General features: G+C 72.3%; 15 protein-coding genes. 8 read left to right on the forward strand and 7 right to left on the reverse strand.

The window, feature by feature from the left end; translation table 11 throughout:
- Positions 1–52: 52 nt before the first annotated feature.
- The gene (gene hemG, locus Q9R20_RS04355; protein ID WP_311248165.1) at positions 53–1,558 is read right to left on the reverse strand and encodes a protoporphyrinogen oxidase; all 1,506 of its coding nucleotides are present in this window, start codon (positions 1,556–1,558) and stop codon (positions 53–55) included.
- A complete protein-coding gene (gene hemE, locus Q9R20_RS04360) occupies positions 1,555–2,592 on the reverse strand; it encodes a uroporphyrinogen decarboxylase (RefSeq protein WP_311248166.1) in 1,038 nt (345 codons plus the stop codon). The genes hemG and hemE overlap by 4 nt, the downstream gene beginning before the upstream one ends.
- A 100-nt stretch (positions 2,593–2,692) precedes the next feature.
- Here hemE and Q9R20_RS04365 point away from each other — a divergent pair, with 100 nt between their 5' ends.
- The 3 genes from Q9R20_RS04365 (at position 2,693) to Q9R20_RS04375 (ending at position 5,165) form a co-directional block, all read left to right on the forward strand.
- Positions 2,693–4,018 carry a glutamyl-tRNA reductase gene (locus Q9R20_RS04365; protein WP_311248167.1) on the forward strand — a complete coding sequence of 442 codons (1,326 nt, stop codon included), beginning with the start codon at positions 2,693–2,695 and terminating at the stop codon, positions 4,016–4,018.
- Positions 4,019–4,236: 218 nt separating this feature from the next.
- Positions 4,237–4,518, forward strand: coding sequence for a hypothetical protein (locus Q9R20_RS04370; RefSeq protein ID WP_311248168.1), 282 nt, complete (start codon positions 4,237–4,239; stop codon positions 4,516–4,518).
- A 71-nt stretch (positions 4,519–4,589) separates the two neighbouring features.
- Positions 4,590–5,165, forward strand: coding sequence for an HhH-GPD-type base excision DNA repair protein (locus tag Q9R20_RS04375; RefSeq protein WP_295840140.1), 576 nt, complete (start codon positions 4,590–4,592; stop codon positions 5,163–5,165).
- Positions 5,166–5,214: 49 nt separating this feature from the next.
- On the opposite strand, the gene Q9R20_RS04380 is transcribed toward Q9R20_RS04375, so the two are convergent.
- On the reverse strand, positions 5,215–5,766 hold the full coding sequence (locus Q9R20_RS04380) for a hypothetical protein (RefSeq protein ID WP_311248169.1): 552 nt from the start codon (positions 5,764–5,766) through the stop codon (positions 5,215–5,217).
- A 165-nt stretch (positions 5,767–5,931) separates the two neighbouring features.
- Between Q9R20_RS04380 and Q9R20_RS04385 the strand changes: the two genes are divergently transcribed.
- Positions 5,932–7,230: a hypothetical protein gene (locus Q9R20_RS04385; RefSeq protein WP_311248170.1), complete on the forward strand. Its 1,299-nt coding sequence runs from the start codon at positions 5,932–5,934 to the stop codon at positions 7,228–7,230.
- Between the two features lie 45 nt (positions 7,231–7,275).
- Positions 7,276–7,746 (forward strand): hypothetical protein, encoded by a 471-nt coding sequence (locus Q9R20_RS04390; RefSeq protein ID WP_311248171.1) that lies wholly within the window; start codon positions 7,276–7,278, stop codon positions 7,744–7,746.
- A gap of 117 nt (positions 7,747–7,863) precedes the next feature.
- Here the strand turns inward: Q9R20_RS04390 and Q9R20_RS04395 are convergent, their stop codons facing one another.
- From Q9R20_RS04395 to menC, 4 genes are all read right to left on the reverse strand, one after another.
- On the reverse strand, positions 7,864–11,859 hold the full coding sequence (locus Q9R20_RS04395; RefSeq protein WP_311248172.1) for an SCO7613 C-terminal domain-containing membrane protein: 3,996 nt from the start codon (positions 11,857–11,859) through the stop codon (positions 7,864–7,866).
- Between the two features lie 627 nt (positions 11,860–12,486).
- Entirely contained in the window at positions 12,487–13,875 is a 1,389-nt protein-coding gene (locus tag Q9R20_RS04400) for a glycine--tRNA ligase (RefSeq protein WP_311248173.1), read from the reverse strand.
- A gap of 58 nt (positions 13,876–13,933) precedes the next feature.
- Positions 13,934–14,647: a hypothetical protein gene (locus Q9R20_RS04405; protein ID WP_311248174.1), complete on the reverse strand. Its 714-nt coding sequence runs from the start codon at positions 14,645–14,647 to the stop codon at positions 13,934–13,936.
- Positions 14,644–15,777, reverse strand: coding sequence for an o-succinylbenzoate synthase (menC, locus tag Q9R20_RS04410; protein ID WP_311248175.1), 1,134 nt, complete (start codon positions 15,775–15,777; stop codon positions 14,644–14,646). The genes Q9R20_RS04405 and menC overlap by 4 nt, the downstream gene beginning before the upstream one ends.
- 265 nt (positions 15,778–16,042) lie before the next feature.
- On the opposite strand from menC, the gene Q9R20_RS04415 reads away from it, so the two are divergent.
- Genes Q9R20_RS04415 through Q9R20_RS04425 form a run of 3 tightly spaced genes read left to right on the forward strand, consistent with a single transcriptional unit; the run spans position 16,043 to position 18,807 of the window.
- Positions 16,043–16,855, forward strand: coding sequence for an SDR family oxidoreductase (locus tag Q9R20_RS04415; RefSeq protein WP_311248176.1), 813 nt, complete (start codon positions 16,043–16,045; stop codon positions 16,853–16,855).
- A 5-nt stretch (positions 16,856–16,860) separates the two neighbouring features.
- Positions 16,861–17,070, forward strand: a complete 210-nt coding sequence (locus Q9R20_RS04420) for a multidrug transporter (protein WP_311248177.1) — start codon at positions 16,861–16,863, stop codon at positions 17,068–17,070.
- Positions 17,071–17,130: 60 nt separating this feature from the next.
- Positions 17,131–18,807 carry an FAD-binding dehydrogenase gene (locus tag Q9R20_RS04425; protein WP_311248178.1) on the forward strand — a complete coding sequence of 559 codons (1,677 nt, stop codon included), beginning with the start codon at positions 17,131–17,133 and terminating at the stop codon, positions 18,805–18,807.
- Position 18,808: the final 1 nt, after the last annotated feature.

Genomic DNA, 18,808 nt, shown 5'->3' on the forward strand with positions numbered 1-18,808 from the left:
GCGTCGGGCATCCGCCCTTGACAGGCGGGCCCGCATGGTCGAGAAGAGCGGATCAGCCGCGCCACAGCACCGCGCTGCGCACCCGGTCGGCCTCGTCGCGCGCGTCGGGGACGACCTGCGCGAGACCCGTGCCCGAGATCCACGCCCCCGTCGCCCCGAGCCCTGCGACCGCACGGACCGCGCCACGGGCGGCGGCGGTCTCCGCGGCCCGCCCGATGGTGGCGGCCGGTTGCGACTGCACATAGCGCGAGCGATGGGCGGCGCGCAGAGCGGATGCCGAGAGCTCGACGCCCAGCATCCGTGCGGCATCCGAGAGGGCGAGCGCGGCCGCGGCGTCGTCGTCCAAGGCCGCGGTGGCCGGCTCCTCGCCCTGTGCCCCGAACGAGACGCGGACGACGTGGATGCCGGGCTCGGCGGCATCCCGAACCCAGTCCCACTTGGCGCTCGAGTGGGTCAGGGCCTTCGCCACATGACTGCCGGGTACCGTCAGCACGCCCGTCCCCCGCGGCGCACGGTCGAGGACCGGGGCGTGGACGACGAGAGTCACCACCTCGACGACGGGCGCCACCGGGTCGCCGACCTCGAGCCCCGGGACCACGGGCGCTAGCAGGTGACGTGCCGGCCCCTCGGGCAGCGCGACGATGACGGCGTGCGCCTCGACGGGCTGTTCGTCGGCGGAGGTCGACACGGTCCAGCCGGTGTCGGTGCGGCCCAGACTCTCGGCCACGACCCCCGTGCGCAGCTCGGCACCCGCCTCGCGGAGTCCGGCGACGAGCGCGTCGGTGAGGCGCGACATGCCCCCGGCGATGCCCTCGACGGCGCCCCCGGGGGCCGGGGTGCGCGCGGCGCCCGAGCCCACGGGGACATCGGATGCCGGCGCATCGGCCGGTCGCGATGAGGCGCGACGCGCGCGCAGCTCGGCGACGGCCCCGGTGAGCGAACCGGTGCGGGTGAGGGCGGCGTTGAGCCCCGGAGCGGCGAGTTCGACGTCGATGTCGTCGGGCCGGGCGGAGTAGACCCCGCTGGTGACGGGGGCGACGAGCCGGTCGAGCACCCGCGAACCGAGGCGCGAGCGCACCAGCTTGCCGAGGCTGAGCGCGTGCCCGATCGTCAGGGGCGGCCGCACGCGGTCGACGTAGGCGCGCCACGCGCCCGACCAGCCGATGATGCGACGCACGTCGGGGGCGAAGGGATTGTCCGGGATGCCGAGCACCCCGCCTTTCGGCAGGGGCGCGGCGCCCACGCCCGGGACGCCCACGACCCACGCACCCGCCGGGTTCGGCGCGACGACGTCGTCGCCCAGGCCGAGTTCGTCGAGGAGTTCGCGGACCACACCGCCGCGCGTGGCGTAGCTCTCGGCCCCCACGTCGAGGGTGATCCCGCCCACCTCGGCGGATCGCACGACGCCGCCGAAGGCCTCGGAGGCTTCGAGCACCGTCACCCGCAGCCCCACCTTTGCGCACTCGCGCGCCGCCACGAGGCCCGAAATCCCGCCGCCGACCACGACGACGCGGGTCTCGTTCGCGTGGCGGACGAGACGCTCGAGCGGCTCGCTCACGCGACGCTCCCGTGCGCGTGCGCGACGATGCGGGTCAGCACCTCCGGGTCGGTGTCGGGCGGCACACCGTGGCCGAGGTTCAGCACGTGCGCGCGCGCGGCGCGACCGCGGGCGAGGACGTCGTCGACGTGCGCCGCGAGCACCGGCCACGGCGCGCCCAGCAGCGCGGGGTCGATGTTGCCCTGCAGCGTCGTGTCGGGGCCCACCAGCGAGGCCGCCTCGTCGAGTGGCATCCGCCAGTCCACGCCCACCGCGTCGGCGAGACCGCCCAGACGCATGTCGTCGAGGAAGGCCCCCGTGCCGACGCCGAAGTGGATGCGCGGAACCTCGATGCCCTCGAGAGCTGCGGTGGAGTGCGGCGCGATGAATTCGCGGAACGTGGCCGTCGACAGCGACCCCGCCCAGGAGTCGAACAGCTGGACGGCCTGCGCCCCGCCCTCGATCTGCGCGTCGAGGAAGGCGCGGGACACCTTCGCGAGCCAGCCGGCGAGACGGTGCCACGACTCGGGGTCGGCGTGCATCATGCCGCGGGCACGGAGGTGCTCCTTGGACGGGCCGCCCTCCACGAGGTACGCGGCGAGCGTGAACGGTGCCCCGGCGAAACCGATGAGGGGCACGGAATCGGACAACTCGCCCACGACGCGGCGTGCGGCCTCGCGCACCGGCTCGGCGGCAGCCGCCACCTCGGCCGGGTCGATCGCCGTGACGCGCGCGACATCCGCCGCCGTCCGCACCGGGTCGGCGAACACCGGGCCGCGACCCGGCTCGATGACCACGTCGACCCCGGCCAGACGCAACGGCACGACGATGTCGCTGAAGAAGATGGCGGCATCCACGTCGTGACGGCGGATCGGCTGCAGCGTGATCTCGGCGGCGAGGTCGGGCGTCAGGCACGCGTCCAGCATGCGGGTGCCCACCCGCAGCTCGCGGTACTCCGGCAGCGAACGCCCCGCCTGACGCATGAACCAGACCGGCTGCCGCTCGGGGCGGTCGCCGCGGAGGGCGCGGAGGAGGGGAGCATCGAGGGAGGCCATGGCATCCATCCTCCCACCCGGCTTCTGTGAACCACGGGGATGCCTCGACGTCGAAAGGGCGCCCGGAATACCCGGAGGTCGCCGGGCGTAGAATATGAGCGTGTTGTTGTGCGTCAGCGCGAGTCACAAGACCGCGTCCTTCGAGCTCCTCGAGCGGCTCAGCGTACCCAGCACCCCCGTCGCCCCCCTGATCGCCGCCCACGACGAGTGCGTGCAGGGCGCGGTCGTGGTCGCCACCTGCAACCGCTTCGAGGCGTACGTCGACATGGATGAGCCCGTGACCGCGGCCGTCGCCCTCGGCATCGACGCCACCCTCGGCGCCATCGAGGCCGCCACCGGCGTGCCCGCGAGCGAGCTCGAGGGCTCCTACACCGTGCTCGGCGGCGACGACGTGGCCGAACACCTGTTCTCAGTGGCATCCGGTCTCGAATCCGTCGTCGTCGGCGAGGGCGAGATCGCCGGCCAGGTGCGCCGCGCGCTGACCGAGTCGCGCACTCTGGGCACCACCTCCGCCGAGCTCGAGCGCCTGTTCCAGCGCGCCTCCGAAGCGCAGCGCGGGGTCAAGAACACCACCGCGATCGGCCGCGCGGGCCGCTCCCTCGTGCGCCTCGGCCTCGAGCTCGCCGACAGCCGCATCGCCGACTGGGCCACGCAGCGCGTGCTGCTGGTCGGCACCGGCGCCTACGCCGCGGCCACCGTCGCGGCCCTGCGCGACCAGGGCGCCGAAGACATCTCGGTGCACTCTCCCTCGGGCCGCGCCGCGAAGTTCGCCGCCAAGCACGGACTGCGCGCCGTCTCGGCCGAGACGTTCCCGAGCGCCGTCGCGCACGCCGACCTCGTCATCACCTGCACCACCAGCGAGCATCACGTCGTCAGCGCGGCGACCTTCGCCGCCGGCCGCACGGGCTCCGAGTCGACGGCCGCCGCCGGTTGCCCGATCGACCACACCGGACGCCGACTGGTCATCGACCTCGGTCTGCCGCGCAACGTCGACCCCGACGTCGCCAACGTCCCCGGCGTCGACCTGCTCGACCTCGAGACCATCCGCCTGCACGCCCCCCTCGAGGAGCTGCAGGCCACCGACGCCGCCCGCGACGTGGTCCGCGACGCCGCGCGCCGCTTCGCCTCGGTCGGCGAGCGCAAGAACATCACCCCCGCCGTCGTCGCCCTCCGCGCCCACGTCTTCGGCGTGCTCGACGCCGAAGTCGCGCGGGTCCGCGCCCGAGGCGACGAGGGCGGGCAGACCGAGCAGGCCCTCCGCCACCTCGTCGGCGTCCTGCTGCACACCCCCACGACGCGCGCGCACGAGCTGGCCGAGGCCGGTCGTGCCGACGACTACGTCGACGCCCTGTCGGCGCTGTTCGGCATCGAGGTCACCGACCCCGCCGTCGCCGCTCCGCGCGGCGAGATCGCCGACGCGGGCTGAGTTCGGCCGGTCCCTCGCCCGACGGGGCAGGCTGCGGCCCGCCCAGTGCCGCGACGGCTCCCGGCGCGGGGCAGGAGCCGAGGCGTCGTCGCGGTGTCCGGGGGGAGGAGGTTCGGGTAGCGGAGGACCGGGCCGGCGGCATCCGTCCTCCCTCCGCCGAAACTCCTCCCGTGGCCGGGCGTCGCGCCGCGGCGCCCGCCTCCGGCAGGATGGTTGCCGTGAGCACACCGGCATCCGAGGTCTACGTCGTCGCGGGCGAACGTCGACGCGGCAACGCCCCGCGATGGGCGGCCACGCTGGTGCTGGGCCTGCTCCAGGTGGAGGAGGATGCGCCGTCGGTGTCGGAGACGGTGATCCGCCGCGTCGACGGCTCCCTCGTGAAGAGGTTGAAGCCGGGGAGCATCTCGCACTTCGAGAAGCAGATCTCCGAGGTCACCGCCGACCTCGGGACCATGGATGCCGTGCCCTTCGCGCAGAAGTGGATCGCCGAGGCCGAGTGAGCCGCGCCGGGCCGTCGGAACGGCCCGAGGCGAGGGCGCCCGTCCGCGGGAAAGCGCGCGAGAATGTCGACATGAGCCTGCGCATCACCGATGACCCCGCCGCCGACGAGTTGCTGTCGAGCAACCCGCTCGCCCTGCTGATCGGCATGCTGCTCGACCAGCAGGTTGCGATGGAGACCGCATTCGCCGGTCCGCTGAAGATCCGGGAGCGCACCGGGTCGATGGATGCCGGCGCGATCGCGCATCAGGATCCCGACGAGTTCGCCGCCGCGTTCTCGCAGACGCCCGCCGTCCACCGCTACCCGGGCTCGATGGCGGGGCGCGTGCAGGCGCTGTGCGCGGCGATCGAGCAGGACTGGGACGGGAACGCCGAGAACCTGTGGACGCGCGACGAGCCCGACGGCAAGACGGTGCTCAAGCGACTCAAGGCACTGCCCGGCTTCGGCGAGCAGAAGGCGAAGATCTTCCTCGCCCTGCTCGGCAAGCAGCGCGGCTTCGACGGCGCCGGGTGGCGCGAGGCGTCCGCCCCCTATGGCGAGGACGGATCGTTCCGCTCGGTCGCCGACATCGTCAGCCCGGAGTCGCTGACCAAGGTGCGGGAGTTCAAGCGCGCCGCGAAAGCGGCGGCGAAGGAGACCAAGGGCTGAGTGCCGAGGCACCGGTGCAGCAGGCGACGCCCCCGGGTGACGTCCGGCGTCAGTTGCGACCGGCGTTGTAGCCGCAATCGACGGAACCGGCGCGTTCGTCGGTCGAGATCGTGCGTCCATCGCGCACCAGCTCGCACGAGATCACCGCGGTGGGCTCGGATGCTCTCGCATCGATGCCGACGACGCCCTGGCTCGAGTCGAGACTGATGGACCTGCCCGAGGACCACTGCTCGGTGGTGCTGTCCGCGCCGTCGCGGATGATCACGGTGACCGGCTCGGGTGAGTCGACCGTGAGCGTGTAGGTGGCGGAGGGGGCGAAGACCCCGGCGAGGATCACCCCGATCACCGTGAGAGCGGGAGCGATGATCGCCACCGCGGCCAGGAGGAAAGCAACGGCGGGTCCCGGCCGGCCCCCCACGGACCGCCGAGCCCGGAAAGCGAGGACGAGGGCGATCACCCCGAGGATCACGGGCAACGCCAGCACCGCCGCCCGAGACCACGACAGCAGCACCCCGGCCACAAGGAAGACGAGAGCGGCGACCGACAGGGCCACGCTCAGGGCGCGCGTCCGCGTCGTCGTGATTTCTCCCTCTGCGACCATCGGCTCCCCCTCCTCGAGACAGGACGAGCTTAGGCGAATGGCACAGCCCGGCCCGCGCACGGTTCTCTTTCACGCCGCGGTATGCGACATTGGTGAGAGGGGGCGCATTCGTGGTGCACACCACCGGTCATCCCCCGTTCGTGCAAGACGGATGAGGACACTTCTGTGAGCTACGACGATCTCGACAGTTCCGTGGGCCGCCTGAAGAAGGCCGCGATCGACGCGTACATGGCCGAAGACGGCTTCTACGAAGACCTGCTCGGCGAGAACAAATACTACAAATGGGGCTGGGCGCCCAACGGCTACGAGATGCCGAACGCGGCCGGTGAGGGTGGCGGCAGAGTCGACGGTATGCCGTGGGATGACGACATCTCATTCGACGGCATCCGTTCCCGCGTCGACAATGCGGTCGACAGATGGCGCGGACTTCCCACCGGGTCCGGCGCGGACCCGTTCAAGACGTCGACGTCGACGGCGGCGGCGAGCTTGGGGGCATCGGGCAGCGGCGCATCCGTCGCGGATGACGGGGCGATCTTCACGTCGGCCAACACGATGGGCGACCTGCTCAACCAGCAGCTCGTCGCGTCGTTCATCGAGCCGATGATGGACAATTACTACACGCAGTTCAAGGGCGTGGCCCAGAGCCTCGGAGCCGCCGCCGCGATCCTTCAGATCAACTACGCGATGCAATCGAGCATGTGGCAGGGAGCGCGCAGCGACGTAGCCAGCATCGTCGAGAAGGGCACCACCGCGTGCGCCGACTACGCCGAGAGCAAAGCCGCCGCCAACCTCAGCGTCACGCTGGGGGTCGTGGGAACCGTGGCAGCGGCGGTGGCGACCGTCGCCACCGCCGGAACCGCGGCGCCGCTCGTCGGCTCGATGGTGGCTTTGTCGACGGCGGCCTCGACAGCGGTGACCGCGATCAGCGCGGACGCCTCGATCACGGGCGACGGGTACGACCCGATCATGTCGTCTTTCGAGGACTCCCTCGAGAAGCTCCGCCAGGCGGTGCAAGATCAGGAGAACGCCGTCCGCACCATGCTGACGGGGGCCGTGGACCACATCGCCGGCGATCCGAGCGGCTTCGACCTCGACCGTTACCGGATCCAGACGCCGCCGGAGAACTTCTCCGACGAGATCGTGATGGTGCGCCAACACACCAACACCGTGTCGAGCAACATGGGGCGCATCCTCGATGCCCTGGACGCCGCGAAATCCTCTCTCGGCTCCCCGCCGTACTCCGATCCCGCGCCGCACAGTGGGCAGATCTCGGCGGGAACACACGCCGCCGCGTTCACCCTGTACGACCTGACCGTCGACGCCCTGATCTCCACCCGCACGGAGTACGAGCGCGGGCGCGACCTGTTCGACGCCGAGGTGGAGAACTACTTCAACACCGACGCCGAGAACCAGCGGACCGTCGAGCAACTCGCCGCGTCCGAAGCCCTCACCCCCCGCTCCTGAAGGCCCGTCGGCCGCCCGAACCACCGCAGAACGGATCGCATCGCAATGGAAAGCCGTGTCCTCGGACCCGTAGAGCTCGTCGGCGGCCCCGGCGGCGGCGTCTTCGAAACAACGACCGAGCTCGGCGGCGTCACCGTGCCGTTCCGCCTCGAGGTGGACTTCCCCGGGCGGTTCGACGAGCGTCACCTCGCGCAGCTCGACGCCATCCTGTCGGGCTGGGACCGAATCGATCTGATGGCGCGTCATGCGCTCGAATCCGCTCTGGAAGATCCGGGTTCGGCTCCCTCCGTCCTGTTCCGCGAGTGGGTCGACGAGTCCGGGTCGCGCGACGACGACACGCGGGGCTTCCTCGCCGTGCTGAAGCCCGAACGCGTCACCATGCTGTGGGACGCCCCCGGCGCCCACCAGGACCGCATCGTCATGCCCTACCGCTACTCACCGTCGGCCGACGCGGTCGTCCTGCGTTTCCGTGAGCGGGTGGGTGTCGAGATCGACCCCGTGCGACGCGCAGCCTGAGCGGCGGAGGGCGCGTTCGCCATCCGGGGGCGTCACGCTGCATCCGCCGGCTCCGTCGGGCGCAGCATCCGCAGGTCTTCGTGCCGCGCCCGGCGGTACGGAGGCCCGGTGGCGCAGTCACCGGAGTGAGCGGATCGCCAGAGCCACCGCCTTCACCTCGCGGATGCGCCGCTCGTAGGTCGCCGCGACCAAGATGAGCAGGACGCCGGCGATTCCCAGCCACAGCCACCACAGGCCCGACGCGCTCTCGTAGAGCGCGGTGATCCACGGCCACAACTGGGCGACGGCGTGGATGATGAGGACGATCCCGCCGACGAGCACGGGCGCGTGCCAGCGCAGCCGCACCCCGACCAGCAACGTCGCGAGAGCGACGACGCCGAGCACGATGACGCGCCAGAGCGCGTTGCCGGCGGAGAAGTCGTACGCCAGCGACGGGATCAGCAGCAACGCCAGACCGATGCCCAGCGCCGGCCAGGTGCGCGACTCGGGACGTCGACGCAAGGTGCGGATGCCATGGGCGAGCATCGCCGCAGCGACCGGAACCGTGGCCGTCTCGATCGGGTCGGCGCTGCCGAGCACGACCGCCGCGAGCGCGAGGACGGCGGACAGGCCGAACAGCGCCGGCCGCACCACCGGGCCGTGCCACCACAGGCCGAGGGCCAGGACGACGACGAGGGTCGCGCTCAGGCGGAGCGGGCCCTCTGCGGTGGCGGCGAGCCGGGCGACGGTCAGAGCGACGGCGACGGCCGGACCGGCGATCGCGAGGACCGTCGCCAGGGGCGAGGGAACGTCCGGGCGGCGCAGACGCAGGACGAGCGCGATGGCCGTCAGCGGAACGGTCGCGGCGAGCATCCAGACGTCGAAGAGCGCCGTGGTGAGTTCGTGCAGGGCGCGCAGCGACGCGGCCATCACCAGACCGGCGGATGCGACGGCGACGATCGGTGTCAGCAGCGCGAGAAGAGCACCACGCAGCGTGACCGCGGCGACGACCATCACGACGACGGCGGCGACGGTGACCCCGATGGCGCGCGCGGGCGACGCGGAGGCCAGGGCCGCGGAAGGCAGCAGTCCGACCGCGAGTCCACCGATCGCGAACAGGACCGAGGCGACGCCGATGGGCCGACGACGGTCGAGGACGGCGGCGGCCACCCACACGACCGCGAGCGGAACGGTCGTCCACTCGAGGGGCCGGACGCCCGCTCCCGCTGCGACGAGCGCCACGAGGCCCGCCCCGGAGTGCGCGGTGATCGCCAGCGGCATCCCCATCAGAGGATGCCGGAACCGCAGCGCCGCGACGCCGACCGAGCCGAGCACGACCACGCCGACCACCACCCGCTCGACCGGTCCGCCGTCGACGGCGATGAGCATCGTGGTTCCGAGTGAGAGGACCACGGCGGCGGCGACGACGGCGCCGCGCGCGGAAGGCAGCGCCCAGGACGCCGACCGCCGCCCGACGCCGAGCGCGGCCGCGACGATCGCGACGGCGCACACCACGACGATCAGATCTGCGACCCCGACCCCGTTCCGGATCGCGGGACGGGGCAGCTGCGAAGCCGTGAGCAGTACGAGAGACAGGGCACCCGCGGCTGCGACCGCGACGGGGAGCTCGTCCGGCGTGCGCGGAGCGCGACTCCAGGCCGCGCCCGTCAGCACCAGGACGGAGACCGCCGCGACGACCGCGACACGGACGACGTCGTCGGCGGCGGCCAGCGCACTGGGTGCGAGCGCGACCGTGGTTCCGGCGGCGGCGATCACCGCGGGCACGGTGACGGAACGCCCCTCGACGAGGCGCCGAGCCCGCTCGTGACCGGCCGCGATCGCGATGACCCCGAGGCCGACCGGAACCGTGAAGAATTCGACGGTCTCGGTCTGCTGCCAGAACAGCCGCGTCCACAGCGCGAGCGTGCCGAGGACGAGCCCGAGCCAGACGAGATGACGGCGTCCGCCGCGGGAGCGGAAGAGCCCGTCGGCGTCCGTAGCCCAGAGCACGGCGGCGACCGCGGCGAGGAGGAGGGGGATCCACCGGACGCCCGGCGACGGGGCGGCGGCGATCGAGAGCATCGCGACGATCGCCGCTCCCGCGTCGAGGTACGCACGGGTCGGGGTGTCGGAGCCCGACAGGCGCAGTGCTGCCGCCGCGACGGCGACGGCGAGGGCCGCGAAGGCGATGGGCGGGAGGAGCGAGGGCGCCTCGACCAGCCGGAGGGCGGAGCCCGCAGCCGCCGCGAGCAGCAGCGGCGTCATCACCGCCGCGAACGGACGCGCGACGCGCCACGCTCGGTGAGACGCGGTGAGTACCGCCGCCGCCGCGCCGGATGCGACGAGCGTCGCTGCGAGCACCCAGACGTCGGTCGCGACCCCCGTCCGGAACAGGAGCGCGGGTGCGGCGACGACCAGGATCGACGTGAGAGCGGCGACCGCGCCCGCGCCCCGCTGCCCGTCGTCGAGCCCTGCGCGGCGCCCGGCGGGAATGACGACGGCGACGAGACACAGCGACGCCACGGCCAGCGGCACCGTCAGCGGGGTGGCGCCGGAGACGACGAGATCGGCCCCCGCGCGCAACGCCCCGGGAACGAGCACGGCGCTGCTCGTCAGGAGCAGCACGACCGTCACCGTCGACGGTCTGCGCAGCCCCGGGTGCGCGCCGGCGGCGGCCGCGACCACGACGGCGACGACGACGGTGGCCACGCCCCAGGCGAGCGGAGAGGAGAACGACAACAGCCAGCCCGCGCCCAGAGCGGTGGTCCCTCCCACCGCGGCGAGCGCGATGTCGCCTCGACGACGACGGAGGATGACGACCGCGACGACCGCCAGCGCGAGGTACCAGAGGACGACGAGCACCACCACGCGAAGCTGTGGCCCCGCGAGAAGGGCGACACCGACCGCCGCGATGAGCGCGCGAGTCCGGCGCTGCATCCACGATCCCGAGAGACGCCAGACGACGACGGCGATGATTACGATCGCGGCGAGCGAGATCACCGCGGCGCTGCTGGTGGCATCCGGGACATCGGCGTCGACGGCGGAGCGACCGAACACGACGGTCGCCCGACGCAGCGGCACTCCGAAGGCGGCGATCGCCCCGAGAACCGGGAGGACCGCGGCCGCACCCGCGACGATGGCCCCGGCGAGAGAGGCGGCGACGACGCTCGTGCGGCCGAGACCCGGAGCGGCACGGCGCGCCGCGGCGTCGAGACCCAAGGCGATGGCGGCGGCCACCAGCACCGGGACGGTGACCGACAGGGTCGCATCCGCTGCGCGGACGACGGAGGCGGCGATGCCGACGCCGAGCACGATGACCGCCGCGACCGCCGCCGTCGGGGCGAGACTCGCGGCACCTCGACGCGTGAGCGAACCGGTGTGAAGGGCGAGAGCGACGCCGAGCACGGCGGTGAGGATCGCCGGCGTCGCCGGAGAGCGGGGGTCGACGATCAGTGCGGCCGTCAGCGCGGCGACCGCACCGAGGGCGCCGAGCCCTCGGACGACGGCGATCTCGACCGTCAGAGCCGGCCGCGGGCGGCGAGCGAGCAACGGGGCGAAGGGCGCGGCGAGGGCGACGAGCAGCAGAGCGAGACCCCAGGCGTACCACCCGAGGGCGGCGTCCCGCGTGAAGACACCGGCGACCAGGACGGCGGGGCCGACCGCGAGTGCCGCCACGGCAGCCGAGAGCGGTGCCCGCAGGCGCGACAGTCGCGCCCATCCGACGAACGCCGCACCCGCGGCCAGCGTCGTCGCGCCCCAATACACGCTCGGTTCGAGATCGGCCGCCCCGGCCAGGTCGTTCGCTCGCACCGCCCATACGTCGAGAGCGACGAAGGCGATGCCCAGCAGCGCGATGCCCTCGGCGGTGGCGCCGAGTCCGCGACGGCGCAGCAACGACGCCGTCGCGATGACCGCCGCGGTCACGAACCCGATGATGATCGAGCGCAGGACGAGTCCCCCGCCGATCCACGCGACGGTGAGGAAGAAAGCCGCCGCGACCGCCAGCAGCACCACACCGGCCGACAGCAGGAAGACCTGGACGCTGGAGCGGCGGGGACCGGCAGGCTCCGCGGGAGGGAGCGCGGAGGGAACGGCGGGAGGGCCGTCGACGACCGGCGGCACCTCCGCAGGCACCGCCTCCGGCGCGGACCGGGGCGCCGGCGTCGGAGCGACAGCGGGCCCGGGCGGCGGCGGGAACGCCGCGTCAGCCGCTGCGGCGGGATTGCTCGCGGGATCCAGCCGGACGGGAAGCGGCGGAGGGGTCATCGCCGGGGCCGAGAGCCCCGGAGGGACCTCGACCGCCGGCACCCGCTCCTGCTCGGCGCGCGCCTCTGCGGCGGCCGCCTCGGTATCGCGGTGGACGCTCAGCAGGACGTCGGCTCGCTCGTCGACGAGGTCGACGATGCGCCGTGACAGCTCGAGTACGCGTGCGGTGCGCGCGTCGGTGAGATCGAGTCCGCAGGATGCGCACGGTGACGCGGTGATCGCCGCGAAGCACGACGGACAGCGGGACGTGTCGACGAGGGCGCCCGGCCCCGGCGGCCACGCGCCCCCGTGAGCTGTGCCCCACCCTCGACTTCCGTCATCGTGCCCCCTCGGCGTCGGTCGTCGCCCCAGGCTAGCGAAGGGCGCGAACCGCACCGCGGCTATCCACAGGAGCGCCGCCGCGACCTGCGCCGCCCGCGACCGACGGCGCCCGAAAACGACGAAGACCGGATGCCGCGGCCTCGAGCCATGGCATCCGGTCACCCGCGATGCGGGTCAGGCGCCGCGCAGACGCTCCGCGAGGTAGTTGCGCAGGGCGTCGAGGCCGATGCGCTCCTGGCCCATCGTGTCGCGGTCGCGGACGGTCACGGCGTTGTCGTCGAGCGAGTCGAAGTCGACCGTGACGCAGAACGGCGTGCCGATCTCGTCCTGACGGCGGTAGCGGCGGCCGATGGCGCCGGCGTCGTCGAAGTCGATGTTCCAGCCGGCGGAGCGCAGCGTGTCGGCGACCTCGCGGGCCAGCGGTGACAGTCGCTCGTTGCGCGAGAGCGGCAGTACGGCGACCTTGACGGGCGCGAGGCGCGGGTCGAGCTTGAGCACCGTGCGGGTGTCGGTGCCGCCCTTGGCGTTGGGCACCTCTTCTTCTCGGTACGCGTCGACGAGGAACGCCATCATCGCGCGCGTCAGACCGAACGAGGGCTCGATGACGTAGGGCGTGTACTTCTCGCCCGAGGCCTGGTCGAAGAACGTCAGCGACTGGCCCGATGCCTCGGAGTGGCTCTTGAGGTCGTAGTCGGTGCGGTTGGCGACGCCCATGAGCTCGCCCCACTCTTTGCCCGGGAAGCCGAAGCGGTACTCGACATCGATCGTGCCGGCGGAGTAGTGCGCGCGATCGTCTTCAGGGACGTCGAAACGCTTCATGTTGTCGGCGTCGATACCGAGGTCGATGAACCAGTTCCAGCACGCCTCGACCCAGTGCTCGAACCACTCGTCCGCCTCGGCAGGCGGGGTGAAGAACTCGATCTCCATCTGCTCGAACTCGCGCGTGCGGAAGATGAAGTTTCCGGGCGTGATCTCGTTGCGGAACGCCTTGCCGACCTGGCCGACGCCGAACGGCGGCTTGCGACGGGATGCCGTGAGCACGTTCGAGAAGTTCACGAAGATGCCCTGCGCGGTCTCGGGACGCAGAAAGTGCAGCCCCGACTCGTCGTCGACGACGCCGAGGTAGGTCTTGACCAGACCCGAGAACGACTTGGGCTCGGTGTACTGACCCTTCGTGCCGCAGTTGGGGCAGGGCACATCGGCGAGGCCGTTCTCGGCCTTCCGGCCCTTGCGCGCCTCGAAGTCCTCGATGAGGTTGTCGGCGCGGAAGCGCTTGTGGCAGCTGAGGCACTCGACCAGCGGGTCGGTGAAGGTCGCGACGTGGCCGGACGCCTCCCACACGCGCTTGGGCAGGATGACGCTGGAGTCGAGACCGACCATGTCGCCGCGACCCCGGACGAAGGTCTGCCACCACTGGCGACGGATGTTCTCCTTCAGCTCGGTGCCGAGGGGGCCGTAGTCCCAGGCCGACCGCGAGCCGCCGTAGATCTCACCGGCCTGGAAGACGAACCCGCGATGGCGGGCGAGGGCGATGACCTTGTCGAGGCGGGACTGTTCGGCCACGGTGGCTCCAATGGTCGGGAAAGCTGTGGGGATCGAGCGCGAGTGCGCGGCATCCAGTTTATCGAAGCGGCTCGGGGCCGCCCGGCCGCTCGAGAAGGGCCTGCTCGCGCTCTTCGCGCCAGGTCTGCAGATACGGCTTCGCCACGTTCACGGCGTGCGCGGCGCGAGTGGCCCGGGCGGCCGCGGCGAGCGCGTCGGGCGTCTGGGCCGATGCAGAGAGCCTGTGCGCGATGGGATACGGAAAACGGTTGCGATACATGTCCATCCACAGCAGAACGAGATCGCCCTCGTGCGGCATCGTGGCGTGCGTGCGGGAACCACGTTCGTGGCGCTCGATGGCCCAGCCGCCGCGGTGGGGGGTCGCCCGATAATCGGGGTCGCCGCCCCATCCCCAACTCCCCCAGCCGTACCGCGGGGTGAACGCCCCGAGCGGGGCGAGAGCAGCGGCGAGGGTCTTCGGGGTCCAGGGCGCGGGGAAGAACGTCGACAGACTCACGCCGAGAGCGAGCGGCGAGAGCTGCGGGAACGCCTCCGAGTTCCCGCGCGCGACTTCCGCGGCGAGGGCCGCCATCAGCGCGATCGTCCCGGCGGCGGGCTCTCCCTCATCCAGGAGCGCGAGGAACGTCTGCAACGACAGCACATAAGCCGCCTGCTCGGCGGCATCCCGGAACGGCGGAAGCGGGATCCCCGCCACCGCCGGTCGCCCCCAGGGCACGTCGTCTCCCGACGTCTCGCTGAGCCCCTCGCGGCCCGGCTGCGCGCCCCGGCTCATCGCGTGAGCCGCTCGCGGTGGACGGTGAAGGCATCCAGCGCGGCCTTGTCGATGTCGACACCGAGGCCGGGGCCGGTCGGAACGCGCACGTATCCGTCCTCCAGGACGGCGGGTTCGGTCACGATGTCGCGATCGTAGAAGCGCGCGGATGCCGAGATGTCGCCGGGCAGCGTGAACCCGGGGAGGGCGGCGAGCGCGGCGTTGGCGGCACGGCCGATCCCCGTCTCGAGCATGCCGCCGCACCAGACGGGAACGCCCGCCGCGAACGCGCGGTCGTGGATCGCGACGGCCTCGAGATAGCCGCCGACACGGCCGGCTTTGATGTTGAGGATGGCCGCCGACCCCAGGGCGAACGCGTCGGCCGCCGCCTTGTCGGAGACGATCGACTCGTCGAGGCAGACCGGGGTCGTCAGCCTCTTCGCGAGGGTCGCGTGATCGACCAGGTCGTCTTCTTGCAGCGGCTGCTCGATCAGCAGGAGCTCGAAGCGGTCGAGTTCGGCGAGGGTGTCGGCATCCTGGAGCGTGTAGGCCGAGTTGGCGTCGACCTGGAGCGGGATCGAACCGAACGCCTCGCGGACGGCGGCCGTGTCGTCGAGGTCGCGACCGGGCTTGATCTTGATCTTGATGCGCACGTAGCCCTCGTCGAGGTATCCGCCGACGGTCTCGACGAGTGCCACGGGATCGCGCTGGATGCCGACCGAGACGCCCGAGGGCACACGGTCCGCCTCGGCGCCGAGGTACTGCCCGAAGCTGCGGCCCTCCGCACGCAGCGCGGCGTCGATCACGGCGAGCTCGAGACCCGCCTTGGCCATGCGGTGCCCGACGACCCGGTCCAGGATGCCACCGACCTCCTCGGGCGCGAACGTCCGGCGCTCCAGCAGCGCCGGCGCGAGGAAACGGGTGAGGACGTCCCACGCGCCCTGCGTGTACTCGCTGGAGTAGTACGGCTCGGCGGACGTGACCACCTCTCCCCAGCCGCGACCGTCAGTGGTCACAGCCGTGACGACGATGACCTCGCGCACGGTCTCGGTGCCGAACGACGTCGTGAAGGGCGAGACGAGCGGGATGTGCAGGACGCGGAGGTCCACGGCATCCAGGGTCACGGGCGAAGCGGGACGGAGAAGGGGCATGAGGGGAGGGTAGCGGGGTCCGGCGCCGGGCGGTCGGCGTGCCGAACTCCGGAGGAATCAGCTCCCCGGGGCCGTTTCGGGCGCCGCGGCACCCGAGATCGTCGATTTCTCCGGAGTCCGGCACGCGCCCGCCCCGGATCCCGCCGCTCCGGTCCGCACCGCACCCGCCGAAAGCCCGCCCGCAGCCAGCCGGCGACCGTACTGCCCGCCGCCCGCGGAGGCAAGGGACCGGGCGCACCGCGCGCCCGCGCGTACCGTCGGGCGCATGAGCGACGACTTCACCCCCCGCCACGCGATCGTCACCGGCTCCGACTCGGGCATCGGTGCGGCCACCGCCCTCGCCCTCGCCGACGCCGGCATGAACGTGGCCATCACGTACCACTCCGACCAGGACGGCGCCGAGAAGGTCGCCGCCAACGTGCGCTCTCGCGGCGTCGAGGCGATCGTGCGACAGTTCGACGCGACCGACTTCGACGCGGTCCCGGATGCCGTGAACGCCATGGCCGACGAGCTCGGCGGCCTCGACGTGTTCGTGAACAACGCCGGCGGCGGAATCGGCGGTTCGTTCCTCGACCTCGACTTCGACACGTGGCGCACCGACATCTCCCTCAACCTCGACGGGGCGTTCCTCGCCCTGCACACCGCGGCGAAGCGCATGGTGACGGCCGGTAACGGCGGGCGCCTCATCGTCGTCTCGAGCGTGCACGAGCATCAGCCCCGCGTGGGCTCGGCCCCCTACGTCGCCGCCAAGCACGGCGTCGGCGGCCTCATCAAGACGATGGCGCTCGAGCTCGGCCAGTACGGCATCACGGCGAACGCCGTCGCACCCGGCGAGATCGCGACCCCCATCAATGACATGTCCGCCGAGGACGCCGATCGCATCCACCGTCCCGGCATCCCCCTCGGCCGTCCCGGGAAGCCGCAGGAGATCGCCGACGTCATCCGCTTCCTCGCCTCACCCCAGAGCGCCTACGTCACCGGGGCCAGCTGGGTCGTCGACGGCGGGATGCTGCACATGGGCCCGCAGGCGGGCTCCCACATGGAGTCGGACGCCTGGCGTTCGGCCGGCGAGGAGTGAACGCGATGAGCGACGAGAAGAGCTTCGAAGAGAACCGCCACGACCAGCTGACGAGCGCCCCGAAGGCGACCGAGGAAGACGCGGCCCCGCGCTTCGACGTCACGGAACACGACGGCATCACGCGCATCGACGTGCGCGACGACGCCGCCGTGCGCCCGGGTCCGGGTCCGGGAGACCCGGCGGCGGAGGAGGACACCCCGCTCGGCGAGCGGTGACCTGCTCCCGGCCCGGGTGAGTAGCCTTCTCGCGAGGGCAGCGCGGGTCAAGGAGGAGTCGTGGACGCAGACGTCATCGTGGTGGGCGCGGGACTGGCGGGTCTCGTCGCCTGCGCCGAACTGGTGCGTGCCGGGAAGAGGGTCGTCCTCGTCGAACAGGAGAACGCCGCCAACCTCGGCGGGCAGGCGTTCTGGTCGTTCGGCGGGATCTTCCTCGTCGACACTCCCATGCAACGCCGCCTCGGGGTCAAGGACTCGTTCGAGCTCGCGTGGCAGGACTGGCAGGGCTCGGCCGGGTGGGACCGTCTCGAGGGCGAGCACTCCGAGGACGAATGGGCGCAGAGGTGGGGCCGCGCGTTCGTCGAGTTCGCCGCGGACGAGGCCCGCCCGTGGCTGCACGAGCAGGGCGTGCGGTTCACGCCCGTCGTGGGCTGGGCCGAGCGCGGCGCCGGATCGGCCGCCGGGCACGGCAACTCCGTCCCGCGCTTCCACGTGCCCTGGGGGACGGGCACCGGGATCTCGGAGCCCTTCGCCGATCGAGCGCGTGCCGCCGCGGATGCCGGCGACCTGACGTTCCGATTCCGGCACCGCGTCGACCGCCTGACGTTCACCGACGGGCGCGTCACCGGCGTCTCGGGGACCCTGCTCGCTCCCGACGACGCGCGCCGAGGAGCACCCTCCACCCGCGCGGAGATCGGCGGCTTCACCCTCACCGCCCAAGCGGTGGTCCTCGCGACGGGCGGGATCGGCGGCGACCACGAACGGGTCCGTCGCTGGTGGCCCGAACGACTGGGCACACCGCCGAAGAAGATGGTCACGGGAGTGCCCGCTTACGTCGACGGACGCATGCTCGACATCGCCGCCGAGCAGGGCGTGCGCCTGGTCAATCGTGACCGCATGTGGCACTACACCGAGGGTCTGCAGAACGGGAACCCGATCTGGCCGGGTCACGGCATCCGCATCCTGCCCGGTCCCTCGTCGATGTGGCTCGACGCTCGCGGCCGCCGACTGCCGGCACCGGGTCTGCCGGGGTACGACACCCTCGGGACACTGAAGATCCTGCGCACCACCCCCGACATCGCCGATTACGACTACTCGTGGTTCGTGCTCGATCAGACGATCGTGAAGAAGGAGTTCGCGCTCTCGGGCTCCGAGCAGAACCCCGACATCACCGACCGCGACCTCGGACTGCTGCTGCGCTCCCGGCTCGGCCGCTCGGCGCCCGCTCCGGTCGAGGACTTCAAGAGCCGGGGCGCGGACTTCGTCGTCGCCGACGACCTCGCGGAGCTCGTACGGAGCATGAACGCGTTGACCGGCGACGACCTGCTGGACGAGCAGAGCATCCGGGCGCAGATCGTCGCGCGCGACAACGAACTCGTGAACCCCTACTCCAAGGACGCGCAGACGATCGGCATCCGCAACAGCCGGCGCTTCCTCGGCGACCGCATCTTCCGTACCGCGACGCCGCACGCGCTCCTCGATCCGAAGCACGGTCCGCTCATCGCGGTACGCCTGTGGGTCGTGACACGGAAGACCCTCGGCGGCATCCAGACCGACCTTCGAGGTCGTGCGCTCGGCGACGACGGCCGGGTGATCGAGGGCCTCTACGCGGCCGGGGAGGCAGCGGGCTTCGGCGGCGGCGGGGCGCACGGATACAACGCCCTCGAGGGCACCTTCCTCGGGCAATGCATCTTCACCGGGCGCACCGTCGGCCGGGCGCTGGCCGCCGCGCTCTGAG

Source organism: Microbacterium sp. PRF11 (genome assembly GCF_031844085.1).
Lineage (GTDB): Bacteria > Actinomycetota > Actinomycetes > Actinomycetales > Microbacteriaceae > Microbacterium.

Coding starts and splice junctions, on each gene's coding strand:
- hemE (WP_311248166.1), bottom strand. CDS start 2,592: ATGGCCTCCCTCGATGCTCCCCTCCTCCGCGCCCTCCGCGGCGACCGC.
- Q9R20_RS04375 (WP_295840140.1), top strand. CDS start 4,590: ATGAGCCTGCGCATCACCGATGACCCCGCCGCCGACGAGTTGCTGTCG.
- Q9R20_RS04380 (WP_311248169.1), bottom strand. CDS start 5,766: ATGGTCGCAGAGGGAGAAATCACGACGACGCGGACGCGCGCCCTGAGC.
- Q9R20_RS04390 (WP_311248171.1), top strand. CDS start 7,276: ATGGAAAGCCGTGTCCTCGGACCCGTAGAGCTCGTCGGCGGCCCCGGC.
- Q9R20_RS04405 (WP_311248174.1), bottom strand. CDS start 14,647: ATGAGCCGGGGCGCGCAGCCGGGCCGCGAGGGGCTCAGCGAGACGTCG.
- menC (WP_311248175.1), bottom strand. CDS start 15,777: ATGCCCCTTCTCCGTCCCGCTTCGCCCGTGACCCTGGATGCCGTGGAC.
- Q9R20_RS04415 (WP_311248176.1), top strand. CDS start 16,043: ATGAGCGACGACTTCACCCCCCGCCACGCGATCGTCACCGGCTCCGAC.
- Q9R20_RS04420 (WP_311248177.1), top strand. CDS start 16,861: ATGAGCGACGAGAAGAGCTTCGAAGAGAACCGCCACGACCAGCTGACG.